This is a genomic window from Micromonospora sp. NPDC047467 (assembly GCF_040643095.1).
Taxonomy (GTDB): Bacteria; Actinomycetota; Actinomycetes; order Mycobacteriales; family Micromonosporaceae; genus Micromonospora.
On the sequence record NZ_JBEYTO010000001.1, the window covers coordinates 346,863 to 366,439 of the forward strand.

16 protein-coding genes are annotated in these 19,577 nt (G+C 69.6%); 9 read left to right on the top strand and 7 right to left on the bottom strand.

The features are described from left to right. Positions 1 to 48: 48 nt before the first annotated feature. A complete protein-coding gene (solA, locus tag ABZ780_RS01400) occupies positions 49 to 1,224 on the top strand; it encodes an N-methyl-L-tryptophan oxidase (protein ID WP_357482984.1) in 1,176 nt (391 codons plus the stop codon). Between the two features lie 23 nt (positions 1,225 to 1,247). On the opposite strand, the gene ABZ780_RS01405 is transcribed toward solA, so the two are convergent. After that, entirely contained in the window at positions 1,248 to 1,541 is a 294-nt protein-coding gene (locus ABZ780_RS01405; RefSeq protein WP_357484057.1) for a hypothetical protein, read from the bottom strand. A 12-nt stretch (positions 1,542 to 1,553) separates the two neighbouring features. After that, positions 1,554 to 2,594, bottom strand: a complete 1,041-nt coding sequence (locus tag ABZ780_RS01410) for a LacI family DNA-binding transcriptional regulator (RefSeq protein WP_357482986.1) — start codon at positions 2,592 to 2,594, stop codon at positions 1,554 to 1,556. Between the two features lie 691 nt (positions 2,595 to 3,285). Between ABZ780_RS01410 and ABZ780_RS01415 the strand changes: the two genes are divergently transcribed. Beyond that, complete coding sequence (locus ABZ780_RS01415) at positions 3,286 to 5,034, top strand: cellulose binding domain-containing protein (RefSeq protein ID WP_357482990.1); 1,749 nt, start codon at positions 3,286 to 3,288, stop codon at positions 5,032 to 5,034. Between the two features lie 78 nt (positions 5,035 to 5,112). On the opposite strand, the gene ABZ780_RS01420 is transcribed toward ABZ780_RS01415, so the two are convergent. Both ABZ780_RS01420 and ABZ780_RS01425 read right to left on the bottom strand, forming a co-directional pair. Further along, positions 5,113 to 6,027, bottom strand: a complete 915-nt coding sequence (locus ABZ780_RS01420; protein WP_357482992.1) for a molybdopterin cofactor-binding domain-containing protein — start codon at positions 6,025 to 6,027, stop codon at positions 5,113 to 5,115. 103 nt (positions 6,028 to 6,130) lie between these two features. Next, positions 6,131 to 7,354: an oxygenase MpaB family protein gene (locus ABZ780_RS01425; RefSeq protein WP_357482994.1), complete on the bottom strand. Its 1,224-nt coding sequence runs from the start codon at positions 7,352 to 7,354 to the stop codon at positions 6,131 to 6,133. A 147-nt stretch (positions 7,355 to 7,501) separates the two neighbouring features. Here ABZ780_RS01425 and ABZ780_RS01430 point away from each other — a divergent pair, with 147 nt between their 5' ends. The 3 genes from ABZ780_RS01430 (at position 7,502) to ABZ780_RS01440 (ending at position 11,544) form a co-directional block, all read left to right on the top strand. Further along, positions 7,502 to 8,695: an acyl-CoA dehydrogenase family protein gene (locus ABZ780_RS01430; RefSeq protein ID WP_357482996.1), complete on the top strand. Its 1,194-nt coding sequence runs from the start codon at positions 7,502 to 7,504 to the stop codon at positions 8,693 to 8,695. Continuing rightward, positions 8,692 to 9,459, top strand: a complete 768-nt coding sequence (locus ABZ780_RS01435) for a 3-oxoacyl-ACP reductase family protein (protein WP_357482999.1) — start codon at positions 8,692 to 8,694, stop codon at positions 9,457 to 9,459. Before ABZ780_RS01430 ends, ABZ780_RS01435 begins: the two co-directional genes overlap by 4 nt. Before the next feature lie 222 nt (positions 9,460 to 9,681). Beyond that, positions 9,682 to 11,544, top strand: coding sequence for an AMP-dependent synthetase/ligase (locus tag ABZ780_RS01440; protein ID WP_357483001.1), 1,863 nt, complete (start codon positions 9,682 to 9,684; stop codon positions 11,542 to 11,544). Positions 11,545 to 11,596: 52 nt separating this feature from the next. Here the strand turns inward: ABZ780_RS01440 and ABZ780_RS01445 are convergent, their stop codons facing one another. Continuing rightward, positions 11,597 to 12,535, bottom strand: coding sequence for an oxygenase MpaB family protein (locus ABZ780_RS01445; protein WP_357483003.1), 939 nt, complete (start codon positions 12,533 to 12,535; stop codon positions 11,597 to 11,599). A gap of 196 nt (positions 12,536 to 12,731) precedes the next feature. On the opposite strand from ABZ780_RS01445, the gene ABZ780_RS01450 reads away from it, so the two are divergent. From ABZ780_RS01450 to ABZ780_RS01460, 3 genes are all read left to right on the top strand, one after another. Next, complete coding sequence (locus tag ABZ780_RS01450) at positions 12,732 to 13,202, top strand: DUF4334 domain-containing protein (RefSeq protein WP_357483006.1); 471 nt, start codon at positions 12,732 to 12,734, stop codon at positions 13,200 to 13,202. Positions 13,203 to 13,228: 26 nt separating this feature from the next. Next, positions 13,229 to 14,320, top strand: a complete 1,092-nt coding sequence (locus tag ABZ780_RS01455) for an NAD(P)-dependent alcohol dehydrogenase (RefSeq protein ID WP_356999046.1) — start codon at positions 13,229 to 13,231, stop codon at positions 14,318 to 14,320. A gap of 180 nt (positions 14,321 to 14,500) precedes the next feature. Further along, entirely contained in the window at positions 14,501 to 15,718 is a 1,218-nt protein-coding gene (locus tag ABZ780_RS01460) for an oxygenase MpaB family protein (RefSeq protein ID WP_356999048.1), read from the top strand. Positions 15,719 to 15,732: 14 nt separating this feature from the next. Here ABZ780_RS01460 and ABZ780_RS01465 read toward each other — a convergent pair whose 3' ends face one another. Both ABZ780_RS01465 and ABZ780_RS01470 read right to left on the bottom strand, forming a co-directional pair. Continuing rightward, the gene (locus ABZ780_RS01465; protein WP_356999051.1) at positions 15,733 to 16,896 is read right to left on the bottom strand and encodes a TetR/AcrR family transcriptional regulator; all 1,164 of its coding nucleotides are present in this window, start codon (positions 16,894 to 16,896) and stop codon (positions 15,733 to 15,735) included. A 79-nt stretch (positions 16,897 to 16,975) separates the two neighbouring features. Then, entirely contained in the window at positions 16,976 to 18,172 is a 1,197-nt protein-coding gene (locus ABZ780_RS01470; protein ID WP_357483009.1) for a TetR family transcriptional regulator, read from the bottom strand. Between the two features lie 184 nt (positions 18,173 to 18,356). On the opposite strand from ABZ780_RS01470, the gene ABZ780_RS01475 reads away from it, so the two are divergent. Continuing rightward, positions 18,357 to 19,571, top strand: coding sequence for an acetyl-CoA C-acetyltransferase (locus tag ABZ780_RS01475; RefSeq protein WP_357483012.1), 1,215 nt, complete (start codon positions 18,357 to 18,359; stop codon positions 19,569 to 19,571). The last annotated feature ends 6 nt before the right edge of the window (positions 19,572 to 19,577 follow it).

A 19,577-nucleotide genomic window follows, 5' to 3' on the forward strand; every position in this document is an offset into this window, starting at 1 on the left:
GGCGCGGTAGTTTCCGTCCGCGGATCAGCGCAGGCAGGAGGCCCGGACATGGCGGAACACGACGTCATCGTGGTCGGACTCGGCGGGATGGGCAGCAGCGCCGCCTACCACCTCGCGGCGCGCGGCCAGCGGGTGCTCGGTCTGGAGCGGTTCGGGCCGGCCCACGACCGAGGGTCGAGCCACGGTGGCTCGCGCATCACCCGGCAGGCCTACTTCGAGGACCCGGCCTACGTGCCGTTGCTGCTGCGGGCGTACGAGCTGTGGGAGCGGTTGGAACGCGACACCGGGCGGGACATCATCTCGCTCACCGGCGGGGTGTTCGTGGGCCGGCCGGACAGCGCGACGGTGGCCGGGAGCCTGCGCGCCGCCCGGGAGTGGGACCTGCCCCACGAGACGCTCGACGCGGGCGAGCTGCGCCGCCGCTTCCCGACCTTCACCCCGGCCGACGACGAGGTCGCGCTCTACGAGGCCAGGGCGGGTTTCGTACGCCCCGAGGCGACCGTCTCCGCGCACCTCGACCTCGCCGCCCGGCACGGCGCCGACCTGCACTACGACGAGCCGGTACGCGGCTGGCAGGTGCTGCCCGACGGTGACGTCCTGGTCACCACCGACCAGGCGTCCTACCGGGCGGCACGCCTCGTCGTCTGTCCCGGCGCGTGGGCACCGGAGCTGCTCGCCGACCTCGGCGTGCCGTTCACCATCGAGCGGCAGGTCATGTACTGGTTCCAGCCTGGGGCCGGGGCGGGCCCGTTCCAGCCGGGACGGCATCCGATCTACATCCACGAGGACGCCGCCGGCAGCCAGGTCTACGGCTTCCCGTCCATCGACGGCCCGCAGGGCGGCGTCAAGGTGGCGTTCTTCCGCCACGGCGAGGCCTGTACGCCGGACACCATCGACCGGCGGGTGCGCCCGACGGAGGTCCGGGAGATGTCCGAGCGTCTGGCGACGATCCTGCCCACGCTCGCGGGCCGGTTCGTCCGGGGTGCCACGTGCATGTACACGAACACTCCGGACCAGCACTTCGTCATCGCGACCCACCCGGAGCATCCGCAGGTCACCGTGGCCTGCGGGTTCTCCGGCCACGGCTTCAAGTTCGTCCCGGTCGTCGGCGAGATCCTCGCCGACCTCGCGACGGAGGGCGCGACCCGACACCCCGTCGGCCTGTTCGACCCACGCCGCCCGGCGATCAGGGAGGCCACGGGTTTCCGTGCCACGTCGACCTGACCAGGAATTACGCCGTACCGCCCTCAGAACTGGGGCAGGCCGGCGGACGGGGCGTCGAGCACGGCGGTGAGCAGGGCGGGCGCCGACCGCCCGGCGGTGGCGTGGAGTTTGGCGCGGAGGTCCGCCTCGGTCAGCGGGCGAGCGGTGTGCCCCCGGGCGTACGGCACGTCGATGCGGAATTCGCCCTCGGCGGTGGTGAGCGTGACCCTCGCCGGGTAGCCGTCGCCGGTGTCGCAAAGCGTCTCCGAGGCGCGTACCGTGACGCGGCGGCTCAGCGTGAGTATGCCCGGATCGGCCAGGTCGTCGAACCAGGACAGCGGCGACCAGGATCATCGGGTAGCGGGCGGTGCGGTGCTGCCGCGCACGACGAGGGTCGTGCCGAGTTCGTATCGTTCCTGGTCCATGCGACCGCCGTCGGCCAGGGCCAGTGCGAGTCGAGCGGCGGTGGCGCCGATTTCACCGAACGGCTGTCGTACCGTGGTCAGCGGCGGTGTCAGCCATGCGGCCTGGTCGATGTCATCGAAGCCGACGACGCTGAGGTCCTCCGGAATCCGCAGGCGTGACGCCCGCGCCGCGGCGTAGACGCCCAGTGCCTGGAGGTCGTTGCCGCAGACGACGGCGGTCGGCGGGACGGCTTGGGCGAGCAACTGGGCGCCGAGTTCACGGCCGTCGTCGAAGCTGAACACACCGCGCCGTTCGAGGGCCTCGTCCAACGGGACCTCGGCGTAGTCCAACGCGGCGCGGAAGCCGTCCAGGCGAGCCCGCGCGGTCAGGTCGTCGACCGGCCCGGTGATCACACCGATCCGTCGGTGGCCGAGGTCGAGAAGGTGCCGAGTGGCGGCGAGGGCCCCACTCCAGTTGTTTGCCCCGACGGCGGGCGTGGGGGACAGGTCGCCGGTCGGGTCGATGGCGACCAGCGGTATGCCGGCGGCGGCCAATCGCCTACCGTGATCGGCGGTGACCAGGGAGAACGCTGTGATGACGGCGGTCGGCTGGCGCAGGAGTAGGGGCTCCACCCAGGGCCGGCCCGCCAGTATGCCTTGTCGAACATCGGTGAAGCCGACCGTGCAGTCCCTCGTGCCGGCGACCTCCTGGACACCGCGCAGGATTTCCATGGCGATCGAGGGCAGCATCTGGTGAAAGACCACCTCGATGCAGAGGGTCGCGCCGCCGGTTTGTCGTCGGCGGTAGCCGTGGTCGCGTAGCAGCGCCTCCACCCGTTGCCGGGTCTGCTCGCCGACGCCACCTCGGCCGTTGAGAACCTTGGAGACCGTGGGCGGGGAGACCCCGGCGAGTTCGGCGATCGTGGCGATGGTCAGGTCACCGCGCCAGGGCTTGCGCGAGTGGCGTCCTTGACCTTCCTCGATCACGAGAGGAATTCTACGGGCGGCCAGTGGCCTGCTCGGCCAGCCGGCATACCTGCGGTCGCGTGCTCCTGACCTTTGGAAATGTTCACGACAACATTTCGTGCACGCGCGTTCCGACGTCGGCCGTCCGATTCGCGGTGCGAATGTCGAGCGGATCGGGCGGACCCGGTGTGGTGCGGACTCGCATTCGACCTGGTCAATTGGCTGAGTCTCGCGCCCGGCGGGCTGCTCGTCCTCGCGCGAGGGTGCCGGAGCGAGCGTGGTCAAGGATGCCGACCGGCATGCGCTTCAGGTCAAAACTTTCGCGAAACGTCGTCATCACATCTTGACGGGCGGCGTTTCCATCCACGACAGTCGATGTGGGCAAAGATGGCGCGCCGTCCGGGATTGCGGGCGCCAGCGAGACGTCGACGACGTCGGTGCCGGGTGCGACGAGCCGCACATGTTAGCGCTAACGACGATGTCGTCAGCTGACCTGGTCACGGCGTGGGTTGCCGGCGGCAATCGATCGCTGCCGGAGAGCCGTACGCGTCGCGGAGCCCTTCCAGGACTTCGTGGGCGGCACCGACCGTCCGACCTCGCACGGGCGTCAGGCAGCCACCTTCCGCGTCACGTCCTGAGGAAGCCAGCGACACCCGTCCCTCACCTGTACGCGCCTCCGATTCTGATGGCCACACACCCAGGAGAAATGTCGATGAGAAGATCGAGAAAGACCAACGCGGCCCTGATGTCCGCCGGTGCCGTTCTGTTGGCCTCGACGGCGGTTGCCGCGGCGGTGCCGGCCGGGGCCGCGGCTGCCGGCTGTTCGGTGAACTACAGCGTGTCGTCGCAGTGGCAGGGTGGCTTCGGGGCCAACGTCACCATCACGAACCTTGGTGACCCGATCTCAAGTTGGGCGTTGACCTGGTCCTACGGCGCAGGGCAGGCCGTCACGCAGGCGTGGAACGCGACGGTGACCCAGAGCGGTGCGGCGGTCACCGCGAGGAACGTCAGCTACAACGGGGGCATCGCGACCAACGGCACCGCCTCGTTCGGTTTCAACGGTTCGTGGACCGGCAGTAATCCGGCTCCGACCAGCTTCGCGCTGAACGGGGTGGCCTGCACCGGCGGCACGACACCGACCACGCCACCGCCGACCACGCCGCCCCCGACCACGCCACCGCCGACCACGCCACCGCCGACGACGCCGCCCCCGACGACCCCACCGCCGAACGGGCCGGCGGACATCACGGTCAACAGCGCGACCAGGTACCAAACTGTCGACGGGTTCGGAGCCGCGCAGTCGATCTGGGGTAGCGCGTGGTCGACGGCCGAGACGCAGACGCTGGTCGGGATGGGCCCGAACCAGTTGGGCCTGTCGATCGTGCGTACCGGTCTCTCGCCGGTGTCCAGCGAGTGGGCGACGCATGTGAACTCGTTGAAGACAGCGAAGGCGTCCGGGTCGGGGGTGAAGATTCTCGCCTCGCCGTGGACGGCACCTGCGGCGTGGAAGACCAACAACAGTCGGGTCAACGGCGGCAAGCTGAGGACCGACTACTACGACGACTACGCCAACCACCTGAACAGCTACGTCCAGTACATGCGTGGTCAGGGTGTGACCATCGACGTGACATCGGTGCAGAACGAGCCGGACTGGCACCCCGATTACGACTCGATGGACTGGAGCGGCACCGAGCTGCGTACCTTCGTCCGTGACCAGGGCGCGAGGGTGCAGAACACCAGGCTGATGGTCGCCGAGGCGGTGAACCTGAACTACGGCTACACCGACCCGACCCTGAACGACGCGACCGCCCGCAACAACATCGGCTACATCGGCGGGCACCTCTACGGCACCGAGGACTCCGGCCGGCTGCGGCCGTACTCCCTGGCCGAGCAGCACAACAAGCCGGTGTGGATGACCGAGTGGAACCTGCACGCGGCGGACGGCGGCGGCTCCAACATCTGGGGCAACCCCGCCAACTCGGCGGTCTGGAACGAGACGCTGGACGACATCATGCGTACGGTGCACAAGTCGATGGAGGCCAACTGGAGCGCCTACATCTGGTGGTACGGCAAGCGTTACTACTCCTTCATCGGTGACGGCGAGTCCGCGTACGGCACCGTCGCGGGCGCTCCCCTCAAGCGTGGGTACGCCTTCTCCCAGTACGCCAAGTACGTTCGCCCCGGCTACCAACGCGTCGCCCTCACGAAGGGCTCCAAAGCCTCACCGCTGGAGGTGACCGCCTACCAGGGCGACGGGAAGATCACCCTGGTCATCCTCAACCGCTCCAACAGCGCGGTCAACAACACGGTGGTCCAGGCCCCGCAGAACGTCACCCGGGCCGAGCACTACCTCACCTCACAGAACGCCAACGCGGCCAGCCAACCCACCAGCGTCAACGGAGGTCAGGCCACCATCAACGTCGGCGCACGCAGCATCTCCACACTCGTCTTCACCCTCTAGGACCCGCGTCGGAGCCTGTCACTCGTTGACCGCGGCGATGGGGCACCGAGTTCGTCGGAACGGGTGGCCGCAGCGCGGTCACCCGTACTCCACTGCAGGACGCTGCTCGTAGGTTCGGGGTCGAAGGTCGGTGCCCAGCCGCCCTTCGACCCCGTTCTCATGTGTCTGCCCGGGTGGCGGCGGTTGGCCCGGGACGTCTCGGCCCCGACGTGCGGTCCCGAACGAACGCAGCGGACTGGCTACCGCGTCGGGCGCATTGCGCCGGTCGATGACGGTGGAGCTCTCCCGCGACGTGAGGTCCACCGCCATGGCGACCGTGCTCGTGCTGGCGGCCCTCGCGGCGAGGGCGCCGATGTCGAGGCTCCGGCCGGAGCCGTCGGTGATGACGCCGTCGTTCAGCCACAGGTCGGCGACGGGCGAGCCGAGAGTGGCCGACGCTGCCTTCAGCAGTCGCCGACGGGCTACGGCCGCGGCGACCCGGATGGGGGTGCAGGTCGAGATGATCGTGTTCGTTTCGCCGGTCACCTGGTTGAACGCCACGTCCGGCCCGACGTCGGCCAGTGTGACGTGGACTCGCCTTGGTGGCACGGACAGTTCCTCGGCGACCAGCATGACGGTCGAGGTGGTGAGGCTCTGGCCGACCCAGGTGCGGGGCAACGCGAACGACACGGTCCCGTCCTGGCTGACCTCGACGGAGATCAGCCCTGCTGCCGGCAGCGCGGCCGCGGTCATGATGTCGTTGAGGCCGAGCAACCGCGTCACGTCTGACGACGGTATTGGGGCGGTTGTCGTGGACGTCGCCGCCAGTTCGGCCGCGGTCACGAGGATCGGGGCGGCCAGCACGTACCCGAGAAGCCGTCGCCGGGCGGCCGGCTCCACCACGGCACTGCCGCTGCCGGAGACCGGCCCGCCGCCGGACAACCTCCCCGGTGCACCGAGAGCCCGCCGCGGTCCGCCCGCCAGGAGGACGTCGCGCCTGTCCAGCTCAGTCATGCCTTGACTCCTTACCGGACCACCGGTGCCGGCACGCCGTTGAGTGCGTCGGGAAGAGCCAGTTCGCGGGCTCGACCCGCGCCCTCAGCGGCGACGCTCCCGATCAGAAGTCGCGGTTGCCGACCGGGATCTCGATGTTGATCGACCGACCCTCGGACAGGAAGAGCAGGGCCAGTTTGCGCAGGAACTCGTCGAAGAGCCAGTAGCACTCCGGCGCGAGGGGGAGGGGGAGCAGGGCCTCCCGGACGGCGATGAACGGCCCCCAGAACGACCGCAGCAGCGAGTCCCAGAGCAGGTCCCGGGGAATCTGGAGCCAGTTGGCGATCTGGTTGCCGAGCAGGAACCGCGTGAACGAGCCGAGGATGGGCTTGCTCAGGAGGCCGGCGTCGATCTCCTTGCCGAGGTCGAGCAGGATGTCCGCCAGCGCGATGCCCTCGGGCGTCGGTGCCAGCACCGGGTCGAGGATCTGGTCGGCCTGCGCGTTGGCCGCACTCCACGACGAGGGGATGTACTCGTCCTTGATGCCCAGCATGTGGGCGGCCACCTGCCACAGGTGGAGGAAGGCCGCCGACTCGCGGGCGGGGATCGGGACGTGCCAGGCGTTCAGCTTCCGCATGACAGTGGTCGGCAGGCTGTGCCAGGTGACCATCAGGTCCCGCTGACTGATCGGGATGTCCTCGGGGGCCACATCGGTCCACTCCCGCGACTGCGGCAGGAGGTGCCGCACGCCGGCGTGCGCCAGCCGGGTCTTGACGGCCGTCACGATCATCGATCCGTCGGGCTGGTAGGCGTTGGCCGTCCCGATGTCGTACCCGAGTTTGGCGGTCTTGGAGATGCGGTCCTTCATGTCCGCGCCGCCCTTGGAGTAGTAGACGGCGCGGGCCTCCTTCGGAATGACGGTGCTCATCATGCCGCTGGCCAGGCCATAGAGCACGCCGAGGTAGAGCCCTCGCTTCTCGTTGAACTGCACGGCCGTGGCCAGCTTGCCCTGGTCGACCCATGACGGCAGCACGCGGGCGCGCTCGATGAACTGGTGCACATCCGCCGGCAGCCCGGCTGGCAGTGGCTGACCGTTCTTGGTCCAGCCCCGTAGCAGTTGGTTGACCATGGGCACGTCGCCACGGTCGAGCAGTGCGGCGACCAGTGGGTCGGCCTCCTCATCCCACACCCACCGCGGGTCGACGCCCGCTCCGGCGCCCGCCACGGAGCCCGAGGGGGACCAGGTCCACAGCGACTGGGCCTGCGCCGGCGCGGCGACACCCAACGCGCCGAGCGCGCCCAACGCCCCACCGGCCTTCAACATGTTGCGTCTGCTGAGTGGATCCATGCTTCTCTCCTCCTCGATCCCCCACTGATACGATGAAACGAATGTTGCGTCCGTGTATCAGATGAGAGCACACTGTGTCAGTGATCACAAGAATGAATGTGATGGTTCTCGATGTCTGAGGCGAGTGTTGAGGCGCCTGGTGACGGCGTGCAGGACCTGACGGATCGGGTGCGGAGCTTCATCGACGATCAGGTGATCCCCGTCGAGCGGGAGATCGAGACCAACCCCGAGGTCCGCACAGGACTTCGCGCGGCCGCTCGCGCCGCCGGCGTCTTCGCCCCTTCGGCACCCAGGGGGTACGGCGGTCTGGGGCTGTCGATGCGCGAACAGGCCGACGTACTCGAAGAATCCGGCCGGAGCCTGCTCGGCCCGCTCGTCATGAACTGCGCGGCGCCCGACGAGGGCAACATGACCCTCCTCGAACACGTCGCCACGCCTGCGCAACGCGAGCGGTATCTCCGACCACTGGCCAGCGGCGAGGTACGGTCGGCGTTCGCGATGACCGAGCCCGCCCCCGGTGCCGGATCGGACCCCGCGGCGCTCACCACGACGGCCGTGCGCGACGGCGACGACTGGTTGATCGATGGCGGGAAGTGGTTCATCACCGGTGCCGACGGCGCCGCCTTCTTCATCGTGATGGCACGCACCGGCCCCGACGCCGCGACGATGTTCCTCGTCGACGCCGGCACTCCCGGTATGTCGGTCGGTCGGCACATCCCGACCATCGATGCCGGCTTCACCGGCGGGCACTGCGAGATGGTGTTCGAACGCTGCCGGGTGCCGTCGTCCGCCGTGCTGGGCGAGGTCGACCGCGGCTTCGCCAACGCCCAGGTCCGGCTCGGGCCCGCCCGCCTGACGCACTGCATGCGCTGGCTCGGTGTCGCCCGCCGCGCCCACGAGATCATGCTCGGCTATGTCGTCGAGCGTGAGCTGTTCGGTCACCGGCTGGCCGATCTCGGTCTGGCGCAGCACCTCATCGCCGACAACGAGATCGACATCGCGGCGTCCCGGTCACTGATCCGGACGACCGCCGCGACATTGGACAGGCTTGGGCGTGCGAACAACGAGACGTCGATCGCCAAGACGTTCGTGTCCGAGGCGGTCGGGCGCATCGTCGATCGCTCGGTGCAGTTGTGCGGCGGGCAGGGTGTCTCCCATGACCTACCGCTGGCGCGGTTCCTCGCCGAGGTGCGGCCGTTCCGCATCTACGACGGCCCGTCCGAGGTGCATCGCTGGGCGGTGGCCCGACGCGCTGTCCGGCGGTACGAGGCCGCCCGACGCGGCGGGCAGGGCAGCGTTGAGTTCGTGACGAGAGACCCACAGGGAGGGATCCGAGCATGACCACTGTCGAGGGACAACTTCAGGGCAAGGTCGCCTGGGTGACGGGCGCCGGCCAGGGTGTCGGGGCGGCAATCGCCGAAGGACTGGCCGAGGCCGGCGCGTCCGTGATCCTCCAGTCGCGACGGAGGGACGCTCTGCTGGCGGTGCGGGACAAGATCGTCGCCAACGGTGGCACGGCGGACATCGTCGCCGGCGACGTCACCGACGAGTCCATCGCCGATGCCGTCGTGACGCTGGCCCGGCAGCGGTGGGGCCGCCTCGACATACTGGTGAACAACGCCGGCATCAGTCCGGCGCTGCACCGCAGCGAGCAGCTGCGCGTCGCGGACTGGCAGCAGGTGATCGACACCAACCTGTCCGGGGTGTTCATCTGCGCCCGCGCCGCCGGCACGATCATGATCGAACAGGGCGCGGGCAGCATCATCAACATGTCCTCGGTGCACGGTCAGGTCGGCCTTCCGCGACTCGCCGCCTACAGCGCCAGCAAGGGCGGAGTCGAGCAGCTCACCCGGACGTTGGCGCTGGAGTGGGCGTCCGCCGGTGTCCGCGTGAACGCCGTGGCGCCCGGCTACCTGGAGACGCCGATGACGGAGGGACTGCGCAGCCACGAGCAGTGGTCGAAGCGGTTGCGCGAGCGCATCCCCATGGGTCGGTTCGGCCAGCCGCGTGAGGTTGTCGGCGCTGTCGCGTTCCTGGCCTCGGACGCCGCCAGCTATGTGACAGGCAGCGTCCTGCACGTCGATGGCGGGTGGACCGCCCAGTGACGACCAGCGATCCCGTGACTCGACTGGTTAGCCGGCGTTCGTCCATTGGCGACGTCCGCTCCCTGAGCTGAGCACATACCACCGATCGCTCCTTCCCAGAAAGTTAACCGTCGTTTACAGTGCTGGGACGGGCCGCGGCGCCCTCGACGGCACCACGACGAGGGGTGCGCCGACCTCAACTCACACCACCACCAGGCCCGGTTACGGTTGAAGGAGTACCTCATGGATCCTGCCGACACCCTTGCCGACCAATGCGCCAAGACGGCCGCAGACCTCACCGTCCCCGCCCTCATGCACCGCAACGCCACCGAGTTCGCCGACCTGCCGGCGCTGACAACGCTTGACCGCGACGACACCCGTACGTGGGCCGAGTTGCGCGATGAGGTCGCCGAGATGTCCGGTGGCCTGGCCGAAATCGGCCTGGAGCCGGGCGGTCACATGCTGATCATGATGTCGAGTCGGCCGGAGCACTGGCTGGTCGACCTCGCCGCGGTCCACCTGGGCGCGGTGCCCTCCACGATCTATCCGACGCTGAGCACCGATCAGATGCGACACCTGGCGCTACACAGCAGGGCCCAGGTGCTCGTGCTGGAAGGTGCCGCCGAGCTCGACCGCTGGCGTTCGGTCCTACCTGACCTGCCCAACCTACGCCGGGTCGTGCTGGTCGACGAAGCCGGCGACACGACCCCGGACACCGTGCTGCTGTCACACGTACGCTCCGTCGGCCAGGCCGCGCACCAGGCCGACCCGGCTGCCTTCGAGCGGCGCTGGCGCGCGATCCGACCCGAGCAGCCGGTGACGTTGCTCTACACGTCGGGGACGACCGGTGACCCGAAGGGCGTCGTGCTCAGCCACCACAACGTGATCTATCAGGCCGTGGCCCTGGAAGCCAACGTGTCCGTCCCCAACCACGCGCCGTCGGCGGCCTACCTGCCGCTGGCCCACATCGCGGAGCGGTTCCTGGGAATCTACAACCCCATCTACCGCGCCGGTCACGTGACCATCTGCCCCGACCCCACCCAGCTCATCAAGGCCCTGCGCACGGTCGGTCCGCCCTCGTTCTTCGGCGTTCCGCGCATCTGGGAGAAGATGGCCGCCGGCGTCCAGGCCCATCTGGGCACCGCGGAGCCGGCGGTGCAGGCCGCCTTCAGCGCCGCGAGCGCCGTCGCCCTGCAGGCGTACGAGCTGCGCGCGGCGGGCCAGCCGGTGCCCGACGAGTTGGCTGCCCGGCTGGCGCAGGCCGAAGCCACCGTTCTGCGACCGTTGCAGTCCACACTGGGCCTGCAGAACATGGTCTGGGCCGGCAGCGGCGCCGCCCCGATCCCGGTCGACGTCCTGCGGTTCCTGGCCGGGCTCGGCGTCGACGTGCTGGAGGTGTGGGGCATGACCGAGACCACCGGCACCGCCACCATCAACCTGCCGACGGGCTTCCGCACCGGTACGGTCGGCCGGCCCCACCTCGGCATGCAGGTGCGCCTGGCCGACGACGGCGAGGTGCTCGTACGCGGGCCGCTGGTCTGCTCCGGATACCTGCGCGGCGACGGCAGCGTCGAGTCGATCGTCGACGCGGACGGCTGGCTGGCCACCGGCGACGTCGGCACGATCGACGGCGACGGCTACCTCACCATCACCGACCGCAAGAAGGAACTCATCATCACCTCAAGCGGCAAGAACATCTCGCCGGCGTACATCGAGGGGCTGCTTCGGGCGCATCCGCTGATCGGTCAGGCGGTCGCGATCGGTGACCGGCGGCCGTACGTCACGGCGTTGATCGTGCTGGATGACGAGGTCGCGCCCCAGTGGGCGCGGTCGCGTGGCATCAGCGACGCGCAGCTGCCCGGCCTGGCCTCGGACCCGCTGCTGCTCGCCGAGATCCAGGCCGCCGTCGACGCCGCCAACGCCCGGCTCGCCCGACCCGAGCAGGTCAAGACCTTCGAGGTGTTGCCGTCGAGCTGGACGCCGGCGTCGGGGGAGCTGACTCCGACCCTGAAGCTACGGCGCCGCGTCATCGTCGACCGGTACGGCGAGAGCATCGACGCCCTCTACCGGGCCACGGATCCGGCTGTCGAGTCCGTCACCGGATAGTGGCCGCCGCCCCCGGCCGCCTCCACAACCCGTACGCGCCGGAGTCGAAGGGTCAGCGATCACCCGACGGCTCCGGCCCGGCGGCCGGCGGCGGTTCCGGGCGGGCCAGCCACGTCGGGTCGAGGTCGGGTGGCGGGGGCGGGGAGCCCAGATCGGCTGGCTCGTACCCGTGCGGGTAGCCGGGGTAGGTGCGGTTGCGCGGCGCCTGGGTCAACTTGCTTGTGGTCCGCGGCGGCAGCAGCCGCACCACCGCGGCCCGGGTCCGCAAGCCGCCCGTGACCGTCACGGACAGCCAACGTGGTGCGGCCGGGAACGCGAACGCGTCGCGTAGCTCGGCGGGCAGCAACGCGAGCACGCCGAGCCGCGCCGCACGGCGCAGGGGCGTCGGGTACCACGAGCCGAACAGGTCCAGGGTGTAGGCGCCGATCCGCTGGTTGGTCGGGGCGTAGCGGAAGGTGGTGCGCTCGTACTCGCGCTTGAAGTCCCAGAACGCGTCGAAGTCGTCCGGCACGTCGCGGATGCCCATTCGCGCACCTACCGCCCGGTAGTAGTGGAACGCGGCCAGCCGCTCGTGCTCGTGGGGCCGACGCCAACCGAACCGGTCCAGCCAGTCGATCGGCTCGTACACGAAGGTGGACAACACATAGCGCATGTCGTCGTTGGAGATCGCGTACCGCTGGTGCGCCCGGTTGATGACCCTCAGCGCCTGTTTGCCGCGCGGCGAGTCGTAGCCGTGCTCCGCCATCTCGGCCATCAGCAACGCGGTGTCGTCGTACCGCTGCTGCGCCCGCAGCCGGAACTCGCCGGTCGCGTCGAGCAGCGCGGAGATGCTCGGCACGCAGTACGTCCGCAGGAGCGCGAGCTCCAGGGCCCGCTGGTAGTCGAAGGGAAACTCGTACCCGATCGAGATCCGGTATATCTCGTGGTGGTCGCGGACCGGATCGAGTGCCTCGATACGACGCAACCAGCGGTGCCGACCGCCATCAGCCATCGCGATCACCTCCCCAGCAGGTTCGGCGACGGCGCGGCGCGTTGTCAAGGCCGGGTGTCGTGCACCGGCCAGGTCCCGACGACCCTCACTAGAGTTGGCCACGGAGGCGATCGCCCGGGCCGTCCACACGTTACGACCGCTCGATCAGCACGTCAGCGACAAGACCCGCCCCGGCGTACGGCGAGAGGAAGCCACCATGAACGCGAGCCTGGCCCGAGCCCGCTTCTCCGAGCTGCGCCGATCAGGTGGCCCGGTCTCCGCCGCCGAGCTCGACGAGATCTGGGCCGAATTGGACACGGTCCGTCCCGAAGGGATCCTCGGTGAGTGGAAGGGCAGCGCGTTCGACACGGGGCACCCCCTCAACGGGCAGCTGGACAAGGTGCGGTGGTATGGCAAGACCTTCGTCACCCGCACCGACGTCAAGCCGCTGATCTGCCGGAACGACGATGGCGAGCTGTACTCCAACACCGTGCTCGGCAAGGGCGAGGCCAGCCTGTGGACAGTCGAGTTCCGCGGCGAGTCGACCGCGACGATGGTCTACGACGGGCAGCCGGTCTTCGACCACTTCAAGCGAGCCGACGAGACCACGCTCATGGGGATCATGAACGGCAAGTATGTCCCCGCCGACGGTCCCTTCTTCTACTTCGTCCTCGAGCGCGTGGCCTGAGGCCAAACCGCGCGAAGGAGTTCGCCATGCGAATCCGAGCTGCCGTCACCGACACCCCGGGTGGACCGTTCGTCGTCCAGGCCGTGGATCTGGAGGCCCCACGACCGCACGAGGTGCTGGTCAAAATCGCCGCTGCCGGCCTGTGCCACACCGACCTCAGCATGCAGGCGATCTGGCCCCGGCGGCTGACTCCCATGGTCTTCGGCCACGAGGGGGCCGGCGTGGTCGAGGCCGTCGGCGCGGAGGTGACCACTCTCGCGCCGGGCGACCGCGTCTGCCTGACCTTCGGCAGTTGCGGCGCGTGTGAGCAGTGCGTGGCTGACCACCCGGCCTACTGCCGCCGCCAGGAGGCCCTGAACACCTCCGGCGGTCGGGGCGACGGCACGACCCCGCTGTCCCGCGACGGCGCTCCCGTACACGGGGGTTTCTTCGGCCAGTCCAGCTTCGCCACGTTCGCGCTCGCCCACGAGCGCAACGCCATCCGGGTCCCCGCCGACCTGCCGGCCGTCGTCGCCGCGCCGCTGGGCTGTGGTGCGCAGACGGGGGCGGGTACGGTGCTCAACCGCCTGCGCCCCGAGCCGGGAAGCTCCCTGGTCGTCATCGGCGCCGGCGGGGTCGGACTCACCGCGCTCATGGCCGCGATCGTCCGCGGCTGCGACCCGGTCATCGTCATCGAGCCGGTCGCCTCGCGACGAGCCCTGGCCACCGAGCTCGGCGCCAAGGCAGCCCTGGACCCGACGGCGGCCGGCCTCGTCGCCACCGTGCAGGACCTCACCGGCGGCGGCGCACACCACATCGTGGACACCACCAGCCGGCCGGAGATGCTCCAGCGGGCCGTCGCCATCCTGCGCCCCCGGGGCGACCTCGCCCTCGTCGGCGTCGGCACCACAGTCGCCTTCAACGTCATGAGCCTGCTCGCCAAGGGGATCCGCGTCCACGGCGTGCTCGAGGGCGACGCGAACCCGGCGCGCTTCATCCCCGAACTGGTGGATCTCCACCAGCGCGGCCTCTTCCCGCTGGACCGGCTCATCGCCACCTTCCCCTTCGAGAACATCGGTGACGCCGTGGACGGCATGCGCGACGGCTCCGCGATCAAGCCCGTCCTCACCTTCGACTGACCCGCGCCGCCGTCGCCGAGATGGCGGCGGCGCCCATGTCGTACCTGCCCCTTGCAGGCGGAGTCAAGCTCCTCTATGTTAATAGAAAATCACACGCCTGGACGACTTGAAACGCGCTTGCAGTGCCCCAACAAGCTGGCGTTCAGGGCGATGTCCGGCTGGCCCGGGAAGTGGTGGCTAATGGAAAATCTCAGCAGGCGAAGTGTCCTGACCCTCGGTGCCGCGCTGGGTCTGGTGACCGTGGCCGACGTGCCGAAGGCATGGGCGTGGTCGTCCGCCAACTCGATCGCCGGGACCAACACGGTCACCGACCCGTGGGACGTCTGGGACGACGACACCGACCCGCTCGTCGCCTCCCTCCTCGACAACGGCCAGATCCCGGCCGTCAACAACGCTTTCAAGACGTTCATCAGGAACGGCGACCCGGTGCCGAGCGGCCTGCCCCCCGCGCTCGCCACCTACATCAGGCAGGTCAACAAGCTGCCGTCCTGGGCCGACCAGGCCAAGCTGGACCGTGCCGCCCAGTTCAACAAGCGCATGAGCATGTACCTGTTCCTGCTCTACGGGCTGGGGAGCGGCATCATGAGCACGGTGATCCCGCGGGAGGCCCGCAACGTCTACTGGTCCGAGGGCGGCGCCGACATGAAGTCGCGCGCGGCCAAGACCTTCACGTACGGCTACGACCTGAACACGCCTGACGCCTTCAAGGCGACGGGCAAATTCATCACCACCTCCACCAAGACCCGGCTGACGCACGCCGCGGTGCGGCACCTGCTGCCGCAGTCGGCAGCGTGGCGGGGGGTCACGGACCACCCGATCCCGATCAGCAACGGCGACATCCTGATCACCTTCCACAGCCTGGGCACCTACGTGCACAGCAAGCTGGTGGAGTGGCGTCGCTACGGCCTCAAGGTGTCGGCCGCCGAAGAGGAGGCCTACCTGCACATGTGGCAGGTCGCGCTGCACCTGCTCGGCGTACGGGACGAGTTCATCCCCGCCACCTGGGCTGCCGCCCACGAGCAGTCGCAGTACGCGCTGACGCCGATCCTGGCGCCGACGCGGGAGGGCATCGACCTGGCCGACACTCTGCTCAACCTGACGTCCTCGGTCGACCTGGGCATCACCAAGGGATTCCAACGCGAGTTCGCGCGCTACGTGCTCAGCGACCGGATCGGCAACTGGCTGAGGTTGCCGCGCGACCTCATCTCGCGGGGCGTGATCGAGGCCGGCTGGCCGACGTACATCATGTTCCGTGAAGGGTTGTCGCCGGTCATGCCGGGCACCTTCTCGATGTTCGACCACTTCGTGCGCGGCCTGGCGATGCTCTTCCTCAACAACGGCACCTCGTCGTCCCACACGCCCATCACCATCCCGACGATGAACCGGCCCGGCAGCTGAGTAGGCGTCCCGACCTACCGGATCAGGGCACCGGTGACCAGTGCGGTGACCGTGTCCCGATGGCCGGGCGCATCCTGCCAGCGCAGGGCGCGCCCGGCCTCGACCACCACGCCGAAGCCCGCATGGACCAGCATCCGGGCCTGTCGGGGGTCCAACTCCGGGCGGACCAACCGCAACTGCTGCTCCCAGACGGCGATGTGCTCACGCTGCGCGAGGATCAAGGGGCGCCGCAGGTCGGCCGGAAGACCGGCGACCTCGGCGTCGGCGACGCTGTTGAGCGCGTTGTGCTCGAAGCAGTAGGCCACGTACGCCGCCGCCAGAGCGACCACGGCCTGACGTGGATCGGTCGCCCGCTGAAGGCTCCGCTCCACCGCCTGGGCCAGCAGGCCCGCCGCCTGCAGACAGGCGGCCACCAGGATGTCGACCTTGCCGGGGTAGTGGCGGTAGATCGCGGACGGGGCCAACCCCACGGCCTGTGCGATCTGCGCGTTCGTGACGTTGGCGAACCCGTCCTGCGCGAACAGCGGGATGGCCGCCGCCAGGATCTCGGCACGTCGAGTGCGCGGCACGGGCTGGGCGGGCAGTTCGACCAGGCTCGCGCTGCCCGTCGCCGCCGCCGGATCGGTCGCGACCACGCCCAGGGCGGATGCCAGCAACAGATCCTCGATCCGGCGTTGGGCGATCGAGGTGTGATGCATGGTGACGGACCCGATCACACCGAGGGCCGCCACCGCCCGCAGGTGCTCGCCGGGCAACGGATATTCGCACCGCACCAACTCGGTCACCCGCTCGACGACGTGGGCGAACTTCGTCCGAAGCAGCCGGCGGTCCGCGCGTTCGAGGTAGCGGGCCTCCCACCGGTAGAGGCCGCCCGACGCGCGGCGGGAGACCGTCACCCGGGTGAGGGCGACGAGTACGTCCTTCAGGGCGGCCTCGGGCGGGCACTCGTCGATGACCTCGACGAGCTTGTTCACGATGACATTGGCGCACTCGGCGAACAGCGCGTACTTGTTGGGGAAGTGCCGGTACAGCGCCGGGCCGCTGATGCCGACCACGGCGGCGATCTCCTCCATGGACGCCGCGTGGTAGCCGCGCTCGCTGAACACCTGGCCGGCCGCTTCGACGATGACCTGCCTGCGGTTGCGCGGTCGGGTGGCAGCAGTCGGCCCGGTGGTCACCGGATCAATCGATCAGAGGCGGGCGGACGCAGTACCATACGCGCTAGTCAATCACAGCGCCATCGAGGCTTTCGAGAGCTCAGGCGTGCAGCACCGCGAGGGCGAGGCGGGCCGTCTGGGTGTCGTAGCCCTCGGCGCGGTCGAAGCGGCCGAGCCGGCCGATGTCGGTGACGACGTTGAGCGCGGCGTGCACGAGCACGCGGACGTCGGCGGCCGGCAGGTCCGGTCGTACCGTCTCGACGAGGCGCATCCATTCCTCGACGTGCAGGCGCTGCGCCCCGCGCAGCTGGTGACGGTCCTCGTCCGGGAGGTTGTTGTTCTCCGCAAGGTAGACCGCGACGAGGTCGCTCTGGCCGAACGCGTAGGCGACGTAGGCCTGCACGACCCGGCGCAGCGCGTCCGCCGGGTCGCTCGCCTCGGCGATCGCCGTCGTCGTGGCCCCGGCGAGTCGGTCGGTGGCACGGTAGTAGGCGGCCGCGAGCAGGTCGGCCTTGCTGGGGAAGTACCGGTACACGCTGGAGGCCTGCATGCCGGCTGCGCGCCCGATGTCCTCGACGGCGACGGCGTGGTAGCCGTGGCGGTGGAACAGGCGGATCGCCTCGATCAGCAGCAGTTCACGACGCGAGGCCGGGCGCACCGGCGCGGTGCCCGGCGTGGCGTGCTGCTGTGGCGGCAACTGGGGCGCGTCGGCCCGCAGCAGAGTCCAGGCGACCCGGGTGAGCAGCTTCTCGGTGTCGGTGCCGGTTGCCGCCGCGCGGTAGGTGGTCACGCTGCCGAAGGCACTGAGTGCCGCGTTGACCAGCAGCTCCGCCCGCCCGGCGGTCAGCTCGGGCCGCAGCTCGCGCAGGGGACCGGCGAGGCGGCCGACCAGCGTGGCCAGGGTCGTGGCGAACTCCTGCCGATGCTCGGGCGTGAGGTAGCGGCCCTCCCACTGGTACAGCCCGGCGACGCGCCGTTTGCTCACGGCGACTCCGGCGAGCGTGCTCAGCAGCTCGTCGAGCACACCCTCGGTGGTGCTCGCCTGCGGGTCGGCGGTCGCGGCGAGCAGGGCGCCGACGACCTCCCGGGTGGCGTGCACCAGGATCGCGTACTTGTTCGGGAAGTGCCGGTACACCGCCGGGCCGCTGATGCCGACGACGGCGGCGATCTCGTCGACGGTGACCAGGTGATAGCCCCGCTCGCAGAACAGCTCGGCGCCGGCCAGCGCAATGCGGTCCTTGCGATCCTTCGGTCGTTTGGTCGCTGCCGGGCCCACACCGCTCGCTGCTGGTCGCACCCCTACACGTTAGCGCCACCTCGCACGGTTGCGGTGATTGCCCTCGACTTTCTCTCGTGCCGTGCATCGGCAAGGCCGAAGGTAGCCAGCGCGCATCGGGTGTGGACATTGCTTGACAAGCGGCCGTGAGCTCAACGAAAGTTAGGCTGGATTCGCATCTGGGTGAGCAGCGAGGAGCTTGGCTATGACAACCGAGGCGTTCATCTACGACGCACTGCGCACACCGCGCGGCCGGGGCAAGCCGAACGGATCGCTGCACGGTGTTAAGCCGGTTTCGCTCGTCGCTGGTCTGATCGAGGAGACCCTGCGGCGGATGCCCGGCCTTGACCCGGCGCTGATCGACGACATCGTGCTCGGCGTGGTGTCCCCGCTGGGTGAGCAGGGCGCCGACATCGCCAAGACGGCCGCCATCGTCGCCGGCCTGCCCGACACGGTCGCCGGCGTGCAGCTCAACCGCTTCTGCGCCTCGGGCCTGGAGGCGGTGAACATCGCCGCGCAGAAGGTGCGTTCAGGGTGGGAGGATCTGGTCCTCGCCGGCGGCGTCGAGTCGATGTCCAGGGTCCCGATGGGGTCCGACGGTGGAGCGTGGGCGCTGGATCCGGAGACGAACTTCACCACCGGCTTCGTGCCGCAGGGGGTCAGCGCGGACCTGATCGCCACCCTCGACGGCCATGGCCGCGACGTGGTCGACGGCTACGCGTTGCAGTCGCAGGCCCGGGCGGCGAAGGCGTGGGCCAACGGCTACTTCAACCGCTCGGTCGTACCCGTGCGGGACCGCAACGGCCTGACCGTCCTCGACCGCGACGAGCACATCCGGCTGGACTCGACCGCCGAGGGCCTCGCCGCGCTTCGACCCTCCTTCGCCGGCATCGGCGAGAAGGCCGGCTTCGACGCGGTCGCGCTCCAGAAGTACCACTGGGTCGAGCGCATCAACCACGTCCACACTGCGGGCAACTCGTCCGGCATCGTCGACGGCGCCTCGTTGGTGGCCATCGGCAGCGAGGCCGTCGGTGCGGCCGCCGGTCTCACCCCGAGGGCGCGCGTCGTCGCCACGGCACTCAGTGGCGCCGATCCGACGATCATGCTCACCGGCCCGGCTCCGGCCGCTCGCAAGGCGCTGGCCAAGGCCGGCCTCGGCGTCGAGGACCTCGACCTGGTGGAGATCAACGAGGCGTTCGCGGCCGTGGTCCTGCGGTTCGTCGCCGACCTGGGTCTGAGCATGGAGATCGTCAACGTCAACGGCGGTGCGATCGCGATGGGACACCCGCTGGGGGCAACCGGAGCCATGATCCTCGGCACGCTCGTCGACGAACTGGAGCGACGCGGTGGTCGCTACGGGCTCGCCACGCTCTGCGTCGGCGGCGGCATGGGCATCGCGACCGTCATCGAACGAATCTGAGGAGTC

What these genes read in the sequence shown, in the direction of transcription:
- solA (WP_357482984.1), top strand. Translation starts at nt 49, where the DNA reads ATGGCGGAACACGACGTCATCGTGGTCGGACTCGGCGGGATGGGCAGC.
- ABZ780_RS01415 (WP_357482990.1), top strand. Translation starts at nt 3,286, where the DNA reads ATGAGAAGATCGAGAAAGACCAACGCGGCCCTGATGTCCGCCGGTGCC.
- ABZ780_RS01420 (WP_357482992.1), bottom strand. Translation starts at nt 6,027, where the DNA reads ATGACTGAGCTGGACAGGCGCGACGTCCTCCTGGCGGGCGGACCGCGG.
- ABZ780_RS01425 (WP_357482994.1), bottom strand. Translation starts at nt 7,354, where the DNA reads ATGGATCCACTCAGCAGACGCAACATGTTGAAGGCCGGTGGGGCGTTG.
- ABZ780_RS01435 (WP_357482999.1), top strand. Translation starts at nt 8,692, where the DNA reads ATGACCACTGTCGAGGGACAACTTCAGGGCAAGGTCGCCTGGGTGACG.
- ABZ780_RS01440 (WP_357483001.1), top strand. Translation starts at nt 9,682, where the DNA reads ATGGATCCTGCCGACACCCTTGCCGACCAATGCGCCAAGACGGCCGCA.
- ABZ780_RS01445 (WP_357483003.1), bottom strand. Translation starts at nt 12,535, where the DNA reads ATGGCTGATGGCGGTCGGCACCGCTGGTTGCGTCGTATCGAGGCACTC.
- ABZ780_RS01450 (WP_357483006.1), top strand. Translation starts at nt 12,732, where the DNA reads ATGAACGCGAGCCTGGCCCGAGCCCGCTTCTCCGAGCTGCGCCGATCA.
- ABZ780_RS01455 (WP_356999046.1), top strand. Translation starts at nt 13,229, where the DNA reads ATGCGAATCCGAGCTGCCGTCACCGACACCCCGGGTGGACCGTTCGTC.
- ABZ780_RS01460 (WP_356999048.1), top strand. Translation starts at nt 14,501, where the DNA reads ATGGAAAATCTCAGCAGGCGAAGTGTCCTGACCCTCGGTGCCGCGCTG.
- ABZ780_RS01475 (WP_357483012.1), top strand. Translation starts at nt 18,357, where the DNA reads ATGACAACCGAGGCGTTCATCTACGACGCACTGCGCACACCGCGCGGC.